At 73.3% G+C, this 14,087-nt stretch carries 12 protein-coding genes and 1 riboswitch; of the genes, 6 read left to right on the top strand and 6 right to left on the bottom strand.

Annotation, left to right across the window (positions count from 1 at the left end):
- The first annotated feature begins 2 nt into the window (after positions 1–2).
- From ftsR to IRQ30_RS17190, 5 genes are all read left to right on the top strand, one after another.
- On the top strand, positions 3–761 hold the full coding sequence (gene ftsR / locus IRQ30_RS17210; protein WP_420827615.1) for a transcriptional regulator FtsR: 759 nt from the start codon (positions 3–5) through the stop codon (positions 759–761).
- 61 nt (positions 762–822) lie between these two features.
- On the top strand, positions 823–1,299 hold the full coding sequence (locus tag IRQ30_RS17205) for a bifunctional nuclease family protein (RefSeq protein ID WP_193608196.1): 477 nt from the start codon (positions 823–825) through the stop codon (positions 1,297–1,299).
- 174 nt (positions 1,300–1,473) lie between these two features.
- A complete protein-coding gene (locus tag IRQ30_RS17200) occupies positions 1,474–2,073 on the top strand; it encodes a MerR family transcriptional regulator (protein WP_193608197.1) in 600 nt (199 codons plus the stop codon).
- A gap of 367 nt (positions 2,074–2,440) precedes the next feature.
- Positions 2,441–2,579, top strand: a riboswitch (glycine riboswitch).
- 89 nt (positions 2,580–2,668) lie between these two features.
- Positions 2,669–5,536, top strand: a complete 2,868-nt coding sequence (gene gcvP / locus IRQ30_RS17195; protein ID WP_193614206.1) for an aminomethyl-transferring glycine dehydrogenase — start codon at positions 2,669–2,671, stop codon at positions 5,534–5,536.
- Entirely contained in the window at positions 5,533–6,795 is a 1,263-nt protein-coding gene (locus tag IRQ30_RS17190) for a serine hydrolase (RefSeq protein WP_193614205.1), read from the top strand. The genes gcvP and IRQ30_RS17190 overlap by 4 nt, the downstream gene beginning before the upstream one ends.
- On the opposite strand, the gene IRQ30_RS17185 is transcribed toward IRQ30_RS17190, so the two are convergent.
- From IRQ30_RS17185 to IRQ30_RS17165, 5 genes are all read right to left on the bottom strand, one after another.
- Positions 6,770–7,186 carry a hypothetical protein gene (locus IRQ30_RS17185; protein ID WP_193614204.1) on the bottom strand — a complete coding sequence of 139 codons (417 nt, stop codon included), beginning with the start codon at positions 7,184–7,186 and terminating at the stop codon, positions 6,770–6,772. The genes IRQ30_RS17190 and IRQ30_RS17185 overlap by 26 nt on opposite strands.
- Positions 7,183–7,725 (bottom strand): hypothetical protein, encoded by a 543-nt coding sequence (locus IRQ30_RS17180; protein WP_193614203.1) that lies wholly within the window; start codon positions 7,723–7,725, stop codon positions 7,183–7,185. Before IRQ30_RS17180 ends, IRQ30_RS17185 begins: the two co-directional genes overlap by 4 nt.
- 41 nt (positions 7,726–7,766) lie before the next feature.
- Positions 7,767–8,492 carry an Ig-like domain-containing protein gene (locus tag IRQ30_RS17175; RefSeq protein ID WP_193614202.1) on the bottom strand — a complete coding sequence of 242 codons (726 nt, stop codon included), beginning with the start codon at positions 8,490–8,492 and terminating at the stop codon, positions 7,767–7,769.
- A 95-nt stretch (positions 8,493–8,587) separates the two neighbouring features.
- Positions 8,588–9,982 carry a TldD/PmbA family protein gene (locus tag IRQ30_RS17170; protein ID WP_193614201.1) on the bottom strand — a complete coding sequence of 465 codons (1,395 nt, stop codon included), beginning with the start codon at positions 9,980–9,982 and terminating at the stop codon, positions 8,588–8,590.
- Positions 9,982–11,535: a TldD/PmbA family protein gene (locus IRQ30_RS17165; RefSeq protein WP_193614200.1), complete on the bottom strand. Its 1,554-nt coding sequence runs from the start codon at positions 11,533–11,535 to the stop codon at positions 9,982–9,984. The genes IRQ30_RS17170 and IRQ30_RS17165 overlap by 1 nt, the downstream gene beginning before the upstream one ends.
- Before the next feature lie 85 nt (positions 11,536–11,620).
- Between IRQ30_RS17165 and IRQ30_RS17160 the strand changes: the two genes are divergently transcribed.
- Positions 11,621–12,097 (top strand): pyridoxamine 5'-phosphate oxidase family protein, encoded by a 477-nt coding sequence (locus tag IRQ30_RS17160; RefSeq protein ID WP_193614199.1) that lies wholly within the window; start codon positions 11,621–11,623, stop codon positions 12,095–12,097.
- A gap of 118 nt (positions 12,098–12,215) precedes the next feature.
- On the opposite strand, the gene IRQ30_RS17155 is transcribed toward IRQ30_RS17160, so the two are convergent.
- A partial coding sequence (locus tag IRQ30_RS17155) for an SbcC/MukB-like Walker B domain-containing protein (protein ID WP_276592211.1) occupies positions 12,216–14,087 on the bottom strand: 1,872 nt, incomplete at its 5' end.

Genomic DNA, 14,087 nt, shown 5'->3' with positions numbered 1-14,087 from the left:
GCGTGGCTGGCTCCGCCGTGCCGGGCGGCGCGGGCAGCGCCGCCGGGAGCTCTCGGGCGCGCATGAACATCGGGCAGGTCCTCGACCAGCTCCGCGCCGACTACCCCGGGATCACCATCCCCAAGATCCGCTTCCTCGAGGACAAGGGGCTCATCAAGCCCGAGCGCACCCCCTCCGGCTACCGCAAGTTCTCCGCCGACGACGTCGAGCGGCTGCGCTACGTGCTGCGGATGCAGCGCGACCACTACCTGCCGCTGAAGGTGATCGGCGAGCACCTGGACGCCATCGACCGCGGGCTGGAGCCGCCGCCCATCGAGGCCGTCGTGCCGACCGTGCCGAAGGTGGCACTGGCTCCCGACGGGCTGCCGAGCGCGGAGTCGTTCTCCCGGCGCGACCACCTGCGGCTCTCGCGCCGCGAGCTGGTCAAGATCGCCGGCATCACCGAGGACCTGCTCGTCCAGCTGGAGCAGTACGGCCTGGTCACCCCGCGTCCCGGCACCGGCCACTTCGACACCGACGCCCTCGTGATCGCCCAGACGGCGCGTGAGCTGGCGGAGTTCGGCTTCGAGCCGCGCCACCTGCGCGCGTTCAAGACCTCCGCGGACCGCGAGGTCGGGCTGGTCGAGCAGGTCGTGGCGCCGCTGCGCAACGGTCGCGACGCCGCCGCACGGGGTCGCGCGGACGACGCCGTCTCCGAGATCGCCGCGCTCTCGGTGCGGCTGCACGCCACGCTCGTCAAGGCCGGCCTGCGTCCCTCCTGAGCGCCGTAGCCCGGGTCGCAGGGCCGTTTCCGGGTCCTGGACCGCGGAGTAGGGTTGAGGCATGCGGGAAGTCGATGTCATGGGAGTCCGGGTGGAGATGCCCTCCAACCAGCCGATCGTCCTCCTGCGGGAGGTGTCGGGGGAGCGCTACCTCCCGATCTGGATCGGCGCCGTGGAGGCCACCGCCATCGCGTTCGCGCAGCAGGGCGTCGTCCCGCCGCGCCCGCTGACCCACGACCTGATGAAGGACGTCCTCGAGGCCACCGGCAACGAGCTCACCGAGGTGCGCATCACCGACGTCAAGGACGGCGTCTTCTTCGCGACCCTGGTGTTCGGCTCCGGCACCGAGGTGAGCGCGCGCCCCTCGGACTCGATAGCGCTGGCGCTGCGCACCGGCACGAAGATCCTGTGCGCCGAGGAGGTCCTCGACGAGGCCGGCCTCGCGGTGCCCGCCGAGCAGGAGGACGAGGTCGAGAAGTTCCGCGAGTTCCTCGACCAGGTGACCCCCGAGGACTTCGAGTCCACGCCCGAACAGTGACCCTCAAGCTGAGGTTGAGGGTTGCGACACGCCGCGCTTGTCTTTGACGACCCCCCGGATCGGGCCTACCTTGAGATGTCTCTGTTGTAACTCCACCGCTGTGGTTGCTCCCTCCCGGGAGCGCCCGTCCTTCCCCGGAGCTACGTCCAACGGAGTAGACCCACGGAGGACCGTGTGAACGAGCAGAAGCCCGAAGCCGGCGCGAGCGCCGACACCGTCGAGGCGGTCGAGGCCGCCGAGGAGCAAGGTCTCCTCTTCACCGACGACGTCTCGCCGCTGCCCAGCGACCTGGGCTACCGCGGTCCGACCGCCTGCAACGCCGCGGGGATCACCTACCGCCAGCTCGACTACTGGGCCCGCACCGGCCTGATCGAGCCCACCGTGCGCGGCGCCACCGGCTCCGGCTCGCAGCGGCTCTACTCCTTCCGCGACATCTTGATCCTCAAGGTCATCAAGCGCCTGCTCGACGCCGGCATCTCGCTGCAGCAGATCCGCACCGCGGTCTCCCACCTGCGCGAGCGCGGCACCGACGACCTCACCCGCGTGACCCTGATGAGCGACGGCGCCTCGGTCTACGAGTGCACCAGCAACGACGAGGTCATCGACCTCCTCCAGGGCGGCCAGGGCGTCTTCGGCATCGCCATCGGCGGCGTCTGGCGCGAGATCGAGGGCACCCTCGCCGAGCTCCCCAGCGAGCGCGCCGAGGACTCCGCCGCCGCCACGTCGGCCAACGACGAGCTCGCCGCCCGCCGCGCCGCCCGCCAGACCGGCTGACCCCCACCGCTTCGCTGCTCCGGCGGACTCGTCACCCTCGAGGTGGCGGGTCCGTCGTCATTTCGGCGTACGTCGGCGCCGCCGGCGGCCCGTACCCCCTGCGGTTTGGTCACCAACCGCAGGCCCGGGGCCCGGAATCGTGCGGTCTGTGACCAAACCGCATGCCCCGGTACCGAACGGACCCCGGCTCGACCGACGTACGCCGGCCGGTCCCTACCCCTTGCGGTTTGGTCACCAACCGCACGTCGGGGGCCCGAGAACCTGCGGTCTGTGACCAAACCGCAGGTCCGAGGGCCGGCGACGCCACCGGACACGAGACGGAGACGCGGGCAGGGGAGTGGGCGGTTGCTAGGCTGGGCGCGCTGACTGATCCCGCACGGGAGAGTCTTCGCTCGTCGGACATCGCACCGCCTGCAGGACGACGGCGCGGGGGCCCGGCGGGAACGAAGCGCCGAAGGGGCAATTCCTCCCCGGAACCTCTCAGGCGCCAGGACCGTGCGGAGCAGGCAACTCTGGAGGGACCGTCCGCGGACCCGACAGAGGGGGAGGGTGAAGGTGCTGACGAGCCCGACCCCCGCTGCCTGAGGAGACCCCTGTGTCCGACCACCCCAGCCTCACCGACCTCGACGGCGCGCTGCCGTTCGTCGACCGGCACATCGGGCTGCGTCCCGCCGACGAGCGGGTGATGCTCGAGCGCCTCGGGTTCGACTCGCTCGACGACCTGATGGCCTCCGCGGTGCCCGGCGGGATCCGCGCCGCGGCCGACCTCGACCTCCCCACGGCGCTCACCGAGGAGGCGACGGCCAAGGAGCTGCGCAAGATCGCCGCGGCCAACCGGCCCGGCGAGGCGATGATCGGGCTGGGCTACCACGCCACGATCACCCCGCCCGTGGTCCGGCGCAACGTGCTCGAGGACCCGAGCTGGTACACCGCCTACACGCCGTACCAGCCCGAGATCTCCCAGGGCCGGCTCGAGGCGCTGCTGAACTTCCAGACCGTCATCGGCGACCTCACCGGCCTGCCGACCGCCAACGCCAGCCTGCTCGACGAGGGCACCGCCGCGGCCGAGGCCATGACGCTCGTACGCCGCGCGAACCGCAAGGCCAGCGGCCCGTTCGTCGTCGACGCCGACGCGCTGCCGCAGACCATCGACGTCGTGCGCACCCGCGCCGAGGGCATGGGCATCGAGGTCGTCGTCACTGATCTCGCGCAGGGCCTGCCCGAGGGCGAGCTCAGCGGCGTGCTGGTGCAGTACCCCGGCGCCTCCGGCCGGGTCGTCGACCCGCGCCCGGTCATCGAGGCCGCCCACGAGAGGGGCGCCCTCGCCGTCGTCGCCGCCGACCTGCTGGCGCTCACGCTGCTCGAGGCCCCGGGCACGATGGGCGCCGACGTCGTCGTCGGCTCCTCGCAGCGCTTCGGCGTCCCGCTCTTCTACGGCGGCCCGCACGCCGGCTTCATGGCCGTCGGCCAGGGCCTCGAGCGCCACCTGCCCGGACGCCTGGTCGGGGTCTCCGTCGACGCCGAGGGTCGACCCGCGTACCGGCTGGCGCTCCAGACCCGCGAGCAGCACATCCGCCGCGACAAGGCCACCTCCAACATCTGCACCGCGCAGGTCCTGCTGGCCGTCGTGGCGTCGATGTACGCCGTCTACCACGGCCCCGAGGGGCTGCGCGCGATCGCGACCCGCACCCACCGCTACGCCGCCGTCCTGGCCGGGGCGCTGCGCAACGCCGGGGTCGAGGTCAGCCACGAGCAGTTCTTCGACACCCTCACCGTCTCGGTGCCCGGCCGCGGCGCGGAGATCCAGGCCGCCGCCCGCGCGATGAACATCCACATCCGGCTGGTCGACGCCGACACGGTCGGCATCTCCACCTCCGAGTGCACCACCGGCTCCACGATCGGCGGCCTGCTCAAGGCCTTCGGCGTGACCGTCGACGTCGACGCGGTCGACCGGGCCACGGGCGACGCCCTCCCGGACGCCCTGCGCCGGACGACGCCGTACCTCACGCACGAGGTCTTCTCCGCCCACCACAGCGAGACGCAGATGCTGCGCTACCTGCGCACCCTCTCGGCCCGCGACTACGCGCTCGACCGCGGCATGATCCCGCTGGGCTCGTGCACCATGAAGCTCAACGCCACGACCGAGATGGAGCCGGTCTCGCTGCCGGGCTTCGCCGACCTGCACCCGTTCGTGCCGGCCGAGGATGCGCTGGGCTACCGCAAGCTGGTCGACCAGCTCGAGGGCTGGCTGGCCGAGGTCACCGGCTACGACCGGGTCTCGATCCAGCCGAACGCCGGCTCCCAGGGCGAGCTCGCCGGGCTCCTGGCCATCCGCGGCTACCACCACGGCCGCGGCGACACCGGTCGCGACGTCTGCCTGATCCCGTCATCGGCCCACGGCACCAATGCCGCGTCGGCGGTCATGGCCGGGATGAAGGTGGTGGTCGTCAAGGCCGCCGACGACGGGACCGTCGACCTCGAGGACCTGCGCGCGCAGTGCGAGAAGCACGCCGACGACCTCGCCGCGATCATGGTCACCTACCCCTCGACCCACGGCGCCTACGAGGACACGATCTCCGAGCTGTGCGAGATCGTGCACGCGCACGGCGGCCAGGTCTACGTCGACGGCGCCAACCTCAACGCGCTGCTCGGCTACGCCAAGCCCGGTGAGTTCGGCGGCGACGTGTCGCACCTCAACCTGCACAAGACGTTCTGCATCCCGCACGGCGGCGGCGGCCCGGGCGTGGGTCCGGTCGCGGTGCGCGCCCACCTCGCGCCGTACCTGCCTTCGCACGCCATGCACCCGGAGGAGGAGAAGCGCCAGGGCATCGGCCCGATCAGCGCGGCGCCCTACGGCTCGGCCGGCATCCTGCCGATCTCGTGGGCCTACATCCGCCTGATGGGCGGCCCCGGCCTGACCCGCGCGACCGCGATCGCCGTGCTGTCGGCCAACTACGTCGCCGCGCGGCTCGGCGAGCACTACCCGGTGCTCTACCGCGGCCACGGCGGCCTGGTCGCGCACGAGTGCATCCTCGACGTGCGCGGCATCACCAAGGACACCGGCGTCAGCGTCGACGACGTCGCCAAGCGCCTGGTCGACTACGGCTTCCACGCCCCGACCATGTCGTTCCCCGTGGCAGGCACGCTGATGGTGGAGCCTACCGAGTCCGAGGACCTGGCCGAGATCGACCGGTTCTGCGAGGCGATGATCGCGATCAAGGGCGAGATCGACCGCGTCGGCGCGGGGGAGTGGACCCCCGAGGACTCCCCGCTGCGAGGCGCCCCGCACACCTCGCGCTCGCTCGTCGGCGAGTGGGACCGTCCCTACGACCGCGAGCTCGCGGTCTTCCCCACCGGCATCGACCCCGACAAGTACTGGCCTCCGGTCGGCCGCATCGACCAGGCCTACGGCGACCGCAACCTGCAGTGCTCGTGCCCGCCGCTGGAGGCCTTCGCCGAGTGAGCACCCCCTGGGACGCCCGTCTCACCGCGCTGCAGGCCCACGGCCGGCTGCCGTCGGTGGTGGCGGGCGTCCTGCAGGGCGGCCGGCTCGTCTGGACCGGCACCGTGGGTGGCTCGCTCGGCGACCGCTACCGGATCGGCTCGATCACCAAGACCATCACCGCGGTGGCGGTGCTCCAGCTGCGCGACGAGGGCCGGATCTCGCTGGACGACCCGATCGGCAGCGTCGTCCCGGAGACCGGGTACGCCGCCGCGTCGGTGGGCGAGCTCCTCGCCCACACGTCCGGGATGCAGAGCGAGCCGGTCGGCTCGTGGTGGGAGCGCTCGCCGGGCGTCGACTTCGCGACCCTGGCGGCGGCCAACGACGGCTCGGGCGCGGTGCTGCCGCCCGGGGAGTTCCACTACTCGAACCTCGGCTACGCCCTCCTGGGCGAGCTCGTCGCCCGCCTGCGCGGGGAGTCCTGGTGGGAGGTCGTCTCCACGCGGGTGCTGGCGCCGCTGGGCATGCACCGCACGTCGTATGCCGACGACGCCTCGGCCGCGCAGGGGTGGAGCGTCGACCACTTCGCCGGCACCCTCACCCCCGAGCCGCACCACGACACGGTGGCCATGGCGCCGGCCGGCCAGCTGTGGAGCACGGTCGAGGACCTCGCTCGTCTCGGCCGCTTCCTGACCACCGGGCACCCCGACGTCCTCGACGTCGCCACGCTGCGCGAGATGGCCGAGCCGACCAGCGAGTCCTACGGCCTGGGGCTGTGGTTGGGCGACCTCGAGGGCCGCCGCTGGGTGGGGCACCCCGGCTCGATGCCCGGCTTCCAGGCCGGGCTGTTCGTCGACCCGGCGAGCGGCGACGGCGTGGTGGCGCTGGCCGCGGCGACGACGGGCCTCGACTCCAGGCGGCTCCCGCAGCTGCTGCTGGGAGAGTGCCCCGCGTCCGCGGTCGAGCCGTGGGTCCCCACCACCACCGTGCCGCCGCTCTCGCGGGAGGTCCTGGGGTTGTGGTTCTGGGGCAACACCGCCCTCGAGCTGCGCTGGCACCAGGAGACGCTCCAGCTGCGCGGTCTGGCCTCCGGCGAGGTCACGGACGTGTTCGAGCCGCACGGCGACTCCTTCGTCGGCACGGCGGGCTACCACCGCGGCGAGACCCTCCACGTCGTCCGCCGCGACGACGGGGTCGTCGACCACCTGGAGTGCGCGACGTTCGTCTACACCCGCGCGCCCTACGCCCCGACGGTCAGTCGCCGACCGGCGTCGGGGTGACGCCCTCCGTGTCGTGATGGTCGTGGCCGCGCCGGCGGCCGTCGACGGCGATCACCACCGACGCCAGCCCGATCCCGACCGCGACGGCGACGAGCGCCCACGACCAGGCGTGGACGAGGTGGCCGAGCCGGGCCTGGGCGGCGACCAGGCTGGCCAGCTGGACGGTCACCGCCAGCACCCACGGCCACGGAGTGCGGCGCGCGGCCCACGCCGCCGCGGCCAGCACCACCGGTGCGATCACGACCCAGCCCAGCCAGGCGGCGTAGACGGGGTGGCCGCGCTCGCGGAGCCACCCCACCAGGCCCACGACGTCGGCGCCGCTCGCCAGCACGGCGTACGTCGTGAGCGCCGCCACCGCGACGAAGGCGGCCGCCGACAGGCGGTAGATCAATCGCCGTCCTCGCCCACACGCTCGCCGTCCTCGACGCCGGCGATGCACGAGCGGTCACCGTCCTGCTCGACGATCACCACGAGGTCCAGCTCCTTGCCCTCCAGTGCGTCCTCGTCGCTCGTCGCGACGACCCGGAAGCTGCCCGTGGCGTCCCCCTTCACGTCGCTCACCTCGTAGTCGACGTCGGGGTCCTCGCCGCCGGCCTCCTCGCGGCCCTCCGCGATCAGCTGGTCGAGCTCGGCGCGCTGCTCGTCGGTGGGCGTCGTGCAGAGCAGGTCGATGCCGGCGTCGACGTCGAGGTCCTCGGCCGCGTCGACCGCCTGGTCGGCGACGTCCTGCACAGTCGTGGCGTCACCGCCGGTGAAGGCGAAGACCGCGCCTCCGATGCCGAGGATCAGCAGCAGCACGCCACCGGCGACGTACCAGCCCAGCCGCGACGGGCGCCCGCCCGCCGGGGGTCCGGCGGAGGGCGGTGGCCCGGCGGGAGGAGGCGTCGGAGGACCGGCGGGGGGCGGGCCAGGCGGCCGGGAGTCGGACATGCCCTGCGTGGTGCCGCCTCCCGGCCTGCCTCAAACGCGCGTCAGCGCTGCGCGTCCCAGAGCTTCTGCACGCGGGGTGCGAGCGGGACGGTCCGCTCGGAGCCCGCTCGGTCGGCGCGCTTGGGCAGCCTGATCTTGCGGACCGTGCCCTCGCCGGCCAGCACGAAGATGCGCGGGATGTAGGCGATCCACAGGATGCGCTCCCGCTTGACCGTGATCACGGCGCGCTTGCCCGCGGCCAGGCCGAGTCGGCCGTCCGGCCGCTTCTCGTCCTTGCCGCCCCAGAGGACGACCACCTTGCGCTCGTTGGGGTTGACGACCCGGAGCTTGCCCGGTCGGCCGGCGATCTTGGTGACGCGCACCGGCTTGACCTTCTTGACCGTGACGGTGAGCGTGCCCGGCGTCAGGTAGTCGAGGTCGCACGCGTAGTAGGTCACCTGGTAGGTGCCCGGCTTGGCCCGGGGCATGGCCCCGAGCATGAGGGTCCCTCCCGACGCGACGGCCATCACGTGCCGGGAGGACGTCTCCGCCACCCGGCAGACCTGCAGCTCGTCGCCCTGGGGGTCGGTGTCGTTGGCGAGCACGTTGACGGACTGGAAGCCGCCCTGCGGCCCCGCCCACAGCGTGACGGCGTCCGGCGCGGTGACCGGGGCGTCGCTGGCCTCGTCGGCCGAGGCCGGCGAGGCGGCGAGGGTGCTGAGCGCGAGGCCCAGGCTGACGACCGTCGCCGTCGCCCAGCGTCGTACCTGCAGGCGGGTGTGGGTCATGCGTGGCTCCTTCTCCGTGGCCACGGGGTCGTGAGCCGTGGAGACCGTACGTCGGCGGCCGGGTCGGTGTCCGGCGAACCGCCGCACGCTCACCCTCAGGTCGCCTGCGACACGCTCGACATGTTGAAGTCCGGCACCCGCAGGGCCGGCGTGGCGGTGCGGGAGAAGTAGTCGTCGCCCCACTCGCGGCTGAAGCTCGGCACCGTGGCCGAGGCGTGGCTGAAGCGCCGCAGCAGGTCGACCGGGCTCTCGTTGAACCGGAAGTTGTTGACCGAGCCGGTGATCTCACCGTCCTCGACGAGGTAGACCCCGTCGCGGGTCAGCCCGGTCAGCAGCAGCGACTGGGGGTCGACCTCGCGGATGTACCAGAGGCACGTCAGCAGCAGGCCGCGCTCGGTGCCGGCCACGAGGTCCTCCACCGAGCCCGCGCCGCCGTCCACGTCCAGGACCAGGTTGTCGACGCCGGGGGTGACCGGCTGCTGGGTCATGGCGGCGCTGTGCCGGGTCTGCAGCAGCGCCGTGAGCTCGCCGTCCCTGATCCAGTCGGTGCGCGACAGCGGGAGGCCGTTGTCGAAGACCGACGACTCGTTGCCGGAGGAGGAGGCGACGGTGAACGGCGCGCACTCCAGTCCGGCGTACGAGGGGTCGGAGTACAGGTGGACCCCCGGTGAGGCGAGGCGCTGGCCGATCCGGGTGCCGCCGCCGCGCTGGCTGTAGACCGACTGGCCCTCCCACGCGACGCGCGCGCCGGCGGACCAGTAGGCGTCGATCATCAGGTCGGCCACGGCGGTGGGGGGCAGGATCGTGTCGTAGCGCCCGGCCGGCAGGTCGACCCGTCGCGACCCCCAGGCCAGGCGTCGCTCGAGCTCCGCGTCGAGGGCGAGCGCGTCGACGCCGGCGAAGTCACGCGTCGCGCCTCCCACCCACGCGCTCTCGGTGAGGGCGGCGTTCTTGCCGGTGCAGGCGTAGTGGCCGGTCGGCTGCACGTGGCGCAGCCGCAGGCCGGTCGTCGACCCGAGGTAGGTCGTGGTCATCTCGTGGTTGACGAACCCGTAGAGCACCCGCTCGGAGGAGCCGGCGCGGCGGAACGCCTCCCCGAGCTCCGGGGCGAAGGCGTCGTAGACGTGGATGTCCGTGGGCACGGGCGCGTCGTCCCAGTCGGGCGAGGCGACGTCGCGCACCAGGTCGGCGGCGTCCTCCGCGGCCGAGGAGGCGCGCGCCGCGGCGTCGGCCTTCTCCACCAGCGCCGTGACCTGCGCCTGGGTGCTGGCGCTGCCGCTCACCGAGCCGGTGCCGGTGCCCTCGCCGGTGCGGACGAACGAGATGACGGTCGCGGAGATGCCGTGCATGACGCCGTTGGTCGTCAGCGTGTTGTTGGCCCAGCGCAGGTTGGCGCTCGTGCGGTCGTGCACGATCACGACGCACTCGTCGGCGACGGAGACCGCCAGCGCCTGCTCGACCAGGGACTGCGGGGTGGCGAGAGTGGTCATCAGTGGCCTGCCTCGTCGGTGGTGTTGAGGATCCGGACGCCGCGGAACAGCGACGTGGGGCAGCCGTGGCTCACCGCGGCGACCTGCCCCGGCTGCGCCTTGCCGCAGTTGAAGGCACCGTGCAGCTCCCAGGTCTGAGGGCCGCCCACCGCCTCCATCGAGCCCCAGAAGTCGGTCGTCGTCGCCTGGTAGGCCACGTCGCGCACCTGGCCGACGAGCTCGCCGTCGGCGATCGCGTAGAAGCGCTGGCCGGTGAACTGGAAGTTGAAGCGCTGCATGTCGATCGACCAGGACTTGTCGCCGACGACGTAGAGCCCGCGCTCGACCCGGCCGATGAGCTCCTCGGTGGAGGGGCCGTCGGCTGCCGGCTGCAACGACACGTTGGCCATGCGCTGGATCGGGATGTGGCCCGGTGAGTCGGCGTAGGCGCAGCCGTTGGACCGACCCTCCGGAAAATCGGGGCCCGAGAGCTCGGGCTTCATCCGCCCCATCGGACGGTCGAGCTGGTAGCCGACGAGGACGCCGTCGCGCACGATGTCCCACGCCTGGGTCTGGACCCCCTCGTCGTCGTAGCCGATGGTCGACAGGCCGTGCTCGACGGTGCGGTCGCCGGTCACGTGCATCACCGGCGAGCCGTACTGGAGCGTGCCGAGCCTGTCGTAGGTCGCGAACGACGTCCCGGCGTAGTTGGCCTCGTAGCCCAGCGCGCGGTCGAGCTCGGTGGCGTGGCCGATCGACTCGTGGATGGTGAGCCACAGGTTGGAGGGGTGGATCACCAGGTCGTAGGTGCCGGCCTCGACGCTCGGCGCCGTGAGCTTCTCGGCGAGCAGCTCGGGCACCTGCTCGATCTCGGCATCCCAGTCGTAGCCGCCGTCGGTGAGGTACTCGTAGCCCCGTCCCACCGGGGGCGCGATCGAGGCCATCGAGTCGAAGGTGTCGGCGCCGGCCCCCATGGCCTCGAACCCGGGCTGGAGCCGGATCCGCTGCTGGGTGGTGCGGGTGCCCGCGAGGTCCGCGTAGTACTTGTTCTCCTGCACCTGCAGCAGGTACGCCGACGCGTGGTCGACCGCCGCGCCCGTGCGCAGCCGCTCGGTCCAGTCGGCCAGCAGCGCGGCCTTCTCCGCGACGGGCACCTCGAGGGGGTTGGTGACGTAGGACGACACCCAGGTGACGTCGTCGTGGACGGGCTCGGGGGCCAGCTCGACGGGGGAGGTGGTCATGGTGGCGGCGACCCGGGCCACGGCGACCGCGGTCTCCGCGACTCGCGCGGCGCCCTCGGGGGTGAGGTCGACGCCGGAGGCGAAGCCCCACGCGCCCTGGTGGACGACCCGCACCGCGAAGCCCAGGTCCTCGGTGTCGCTGGCGCCCTGCAGCGCGCCGTCGCGCACCCCCACGTGCTGGTAGCGGACCCGCTCGAAGCGGAAGTCGGCATGGGTGGCGCCGAGCTCGCGGGCCCGGGTCAGCGCGGCGTCGCCGAGGCTGCGGTAGGGGAGCGCGGTGAACGTCGGATCGAGGCGGGCGGCGTCGCCGCCCGGTCGGCTGGTGCCAGTCATGGGAGCGAACCTACCCAACCAGCGCCACCGGTTTCCCGCCTGAGGGCCACGGGTACCGGGCGCCTCCCACCAGACGAGGAGCACCATGACCCAGGACGGTGACCAGCAGCGGCTGGTCGAGCTGATCAACGACATCCCGATCGCCATGCTGACGACGTTCGGCGTCGACGGGCCACGCAGCCTGCCGATGGCCCGCCAGGAGGCCGAGGCCAGCGCGGAGATGTGGTTCATCACCGGTCGCGACACCGACCACGTGCGCGCCATCCAGCACGACCCGCGGGTCGCGCTGACGTTCTCCGCGCGCGACACCTGGGTCGCCGTCACCGGCCGCGCCCACGTCCTCGACGACCTGGACAAGCTCAAGGAGCTGTGGAACACCTTCGCCGAGGCCTGGCTGCCGGAGGGTCCCGAGGACCCGAACGCCACGCTGATCCGCGTGGACGTCGACCGCGGCGAGTACTGGGACACCCCGGGCGGCAAGATCGCCTCGCTCGTCAGCTTCGCCAAGACCAAGCTGGGCGGCGACACCTACGACACCGAGCACGGCACTGTCACGACGTGATCGGAGACGCGCCAGCGGATCCGATCGTCGGTGGTCGAGCAGCGCGGACGACCGAGGAACGAGGTCGTGACCGCGCGTGTCGAGACCCGGTGAGACGACCGCCGACCTCGCGAGCGACCTACCGCCGCAGCGCGACGGTGGAGCCGAGGCGTGACTTGGTGACGACCAGCTGGGTCGGGATCCGGTCGCGCAGCTCGGCGACGTGGCTCACGACGCCGACGACCCGGCCACCGTCGCGCAGCGAGTCGAGGGTGTCCATGACGTCGTCGAGGGTGTCGGCGTCGAGGCTGCCGAAGCCCTCGTCCACGAACAGCGTGTCGAGCGCGGCGCCGCCCACCTCCTGGGTGATCACGTCGGCGAGGCCCAGCGCCAGGGCGAGCGAGACCACGAAGGTCTCGCCGCCCGACAGGGTGGCGGGGTCGCGGGTCTCGCCCGACCAGTCGTCGCGCACCAGCAGGCTGAGGCCGCCGCGGGTCTCGCCCGCGCCACGGTCTCCGGTGTGGACGAGCGAGAAGCGCCGGTCGCTCATCGAGGCCAGTCGCTCGTTGGCCGCGGCGACCACCTGGCCGAGCCGGTAGGCGAGGACGTAGGCGGAGAGCCTCATCCGCAGCCGGTTGTCGCTGGACTTGCCCTCGACGAACGCCGCCAGCCGACTGGTGACCTCGTGGTCCCCGCGCAGCGGGGCCCAGCGCGCCAGCGCCTCCTCCAGGTCCGCGACGAGGGCGGTGAGCCGCTCGGTCCGGCGGGCCCCCTGCTCCTGGGTGGACCGCACGCGCGACAGGCGGGCCAGCGCCTCGGTGTGCGCGGCCTCGAGCGGCCCGAGCGCGGGCGGCTCGAGGGCGTCCAGGTCGGCGGCGTCGGGAGCGCCGAGGACCTCGCGGACCGCGGCCAGTCGCCGGTCGTGGGCGGCGAGGGAGGAGTCGAGCTCGGCCACGCGGGTGGGCTCCAGCACCGCGTCGGCCGCCTCGTGCGCGGTCGCGAAGCCGGCACCGAGCGCCGCCTCGTCGAGCGCCTGCTCGGCCTCTGCGCACGCGGCCTCGCCCCGCTCGAGGGCGTCGAGCGCCGCCAGGACCGAGCGCAGCGACTGGGTGCGCGCCGCCAGGGCGGCCAGCAGCGCCTCCAGGTCGTCGTGGCCGCTGCCGGCCAGCGCATCGTCGAGGGCGGCGCCCAGCTCGCCGCACTCGCGGGTGAGCTGCTCGAGGCGCGCGCGGGTGTCCGCCCGCTCGTGCTCCAGCGCGCGACGGTGCTCCACCGGGTCGGCGGGGTCGTGGCTCGACGCCGAGGCGGAGCCCAGCTCGGCCAGCGCCTCGTCGCGCGCGGCGAGGAGCTCGGTCAGGCTCGAGCTGCCGGCCTGCTCGAGCAGCAGGGCGCGGCGGGTGGAGAGGTCGCGCAGCTCGACGTCGCGCAGGTGCTCGGTGGACTTGGCGTCGTCGACGGCGCGCAGTGCTGCCTTCTCGGCGGCCGCGTCGGGCGCACCCGGCAGCGGCGCCGCCTTGTGCGGGTGCTCGGCCGAGCCGCAGACCGGGCAGCACGCGCCGACCGCCAGCGCGCCGGCGATCTCGCCGGCCATGCTCTCCAGCCGCGCCTCACGGACCGACAGGAGCTGCTCCTGCAGGGAGAGCGCGGTCTCGCGGGCGGAGTTCCACGCCTCGTGGGCGACCGCGACCTGGGCCTGCACGCGGGCCAGCTGCTCGTGGACGGCGACCTGGGCCCCGACGACGCGCAGCCGGTCGCGGACGTCGGCGGCCCGGAGGTCGCGCTCGACGCGGACGGCCTGCGACTCCACGCGCGCGACCTCGCGAGTCGCGTCGCGCAGCCGCACGGCGGCCGGCCTCAGCGCCTGGACCCGCGCGACGGTCTCGACGGCCTCCTGGACGTCGTGGGCGACCTCGTCACGGTCGTGCCGGCCGAGTCGGGCGACCGCCTCCGCGGCGCGGTCGCGCTGCGCGCGCGCCTGGTCCGCGAGCTTGAGCAGCGGCGCCACGGAGGC

Source organism: Nocardioides lijunqiniae (assembly GCF_015024225.1).
Lineage (GTDB): Bacteria > Actinomycetota > Actinomycetes > Propionibacteriales > Nocardioidaceae > Nocardioides > Nocardioides lijunqiniae.
Note: the sequence above shows the minus strand (reverse complement) of the source record. Positions and strands in the feature narration are given on the sequence as shown.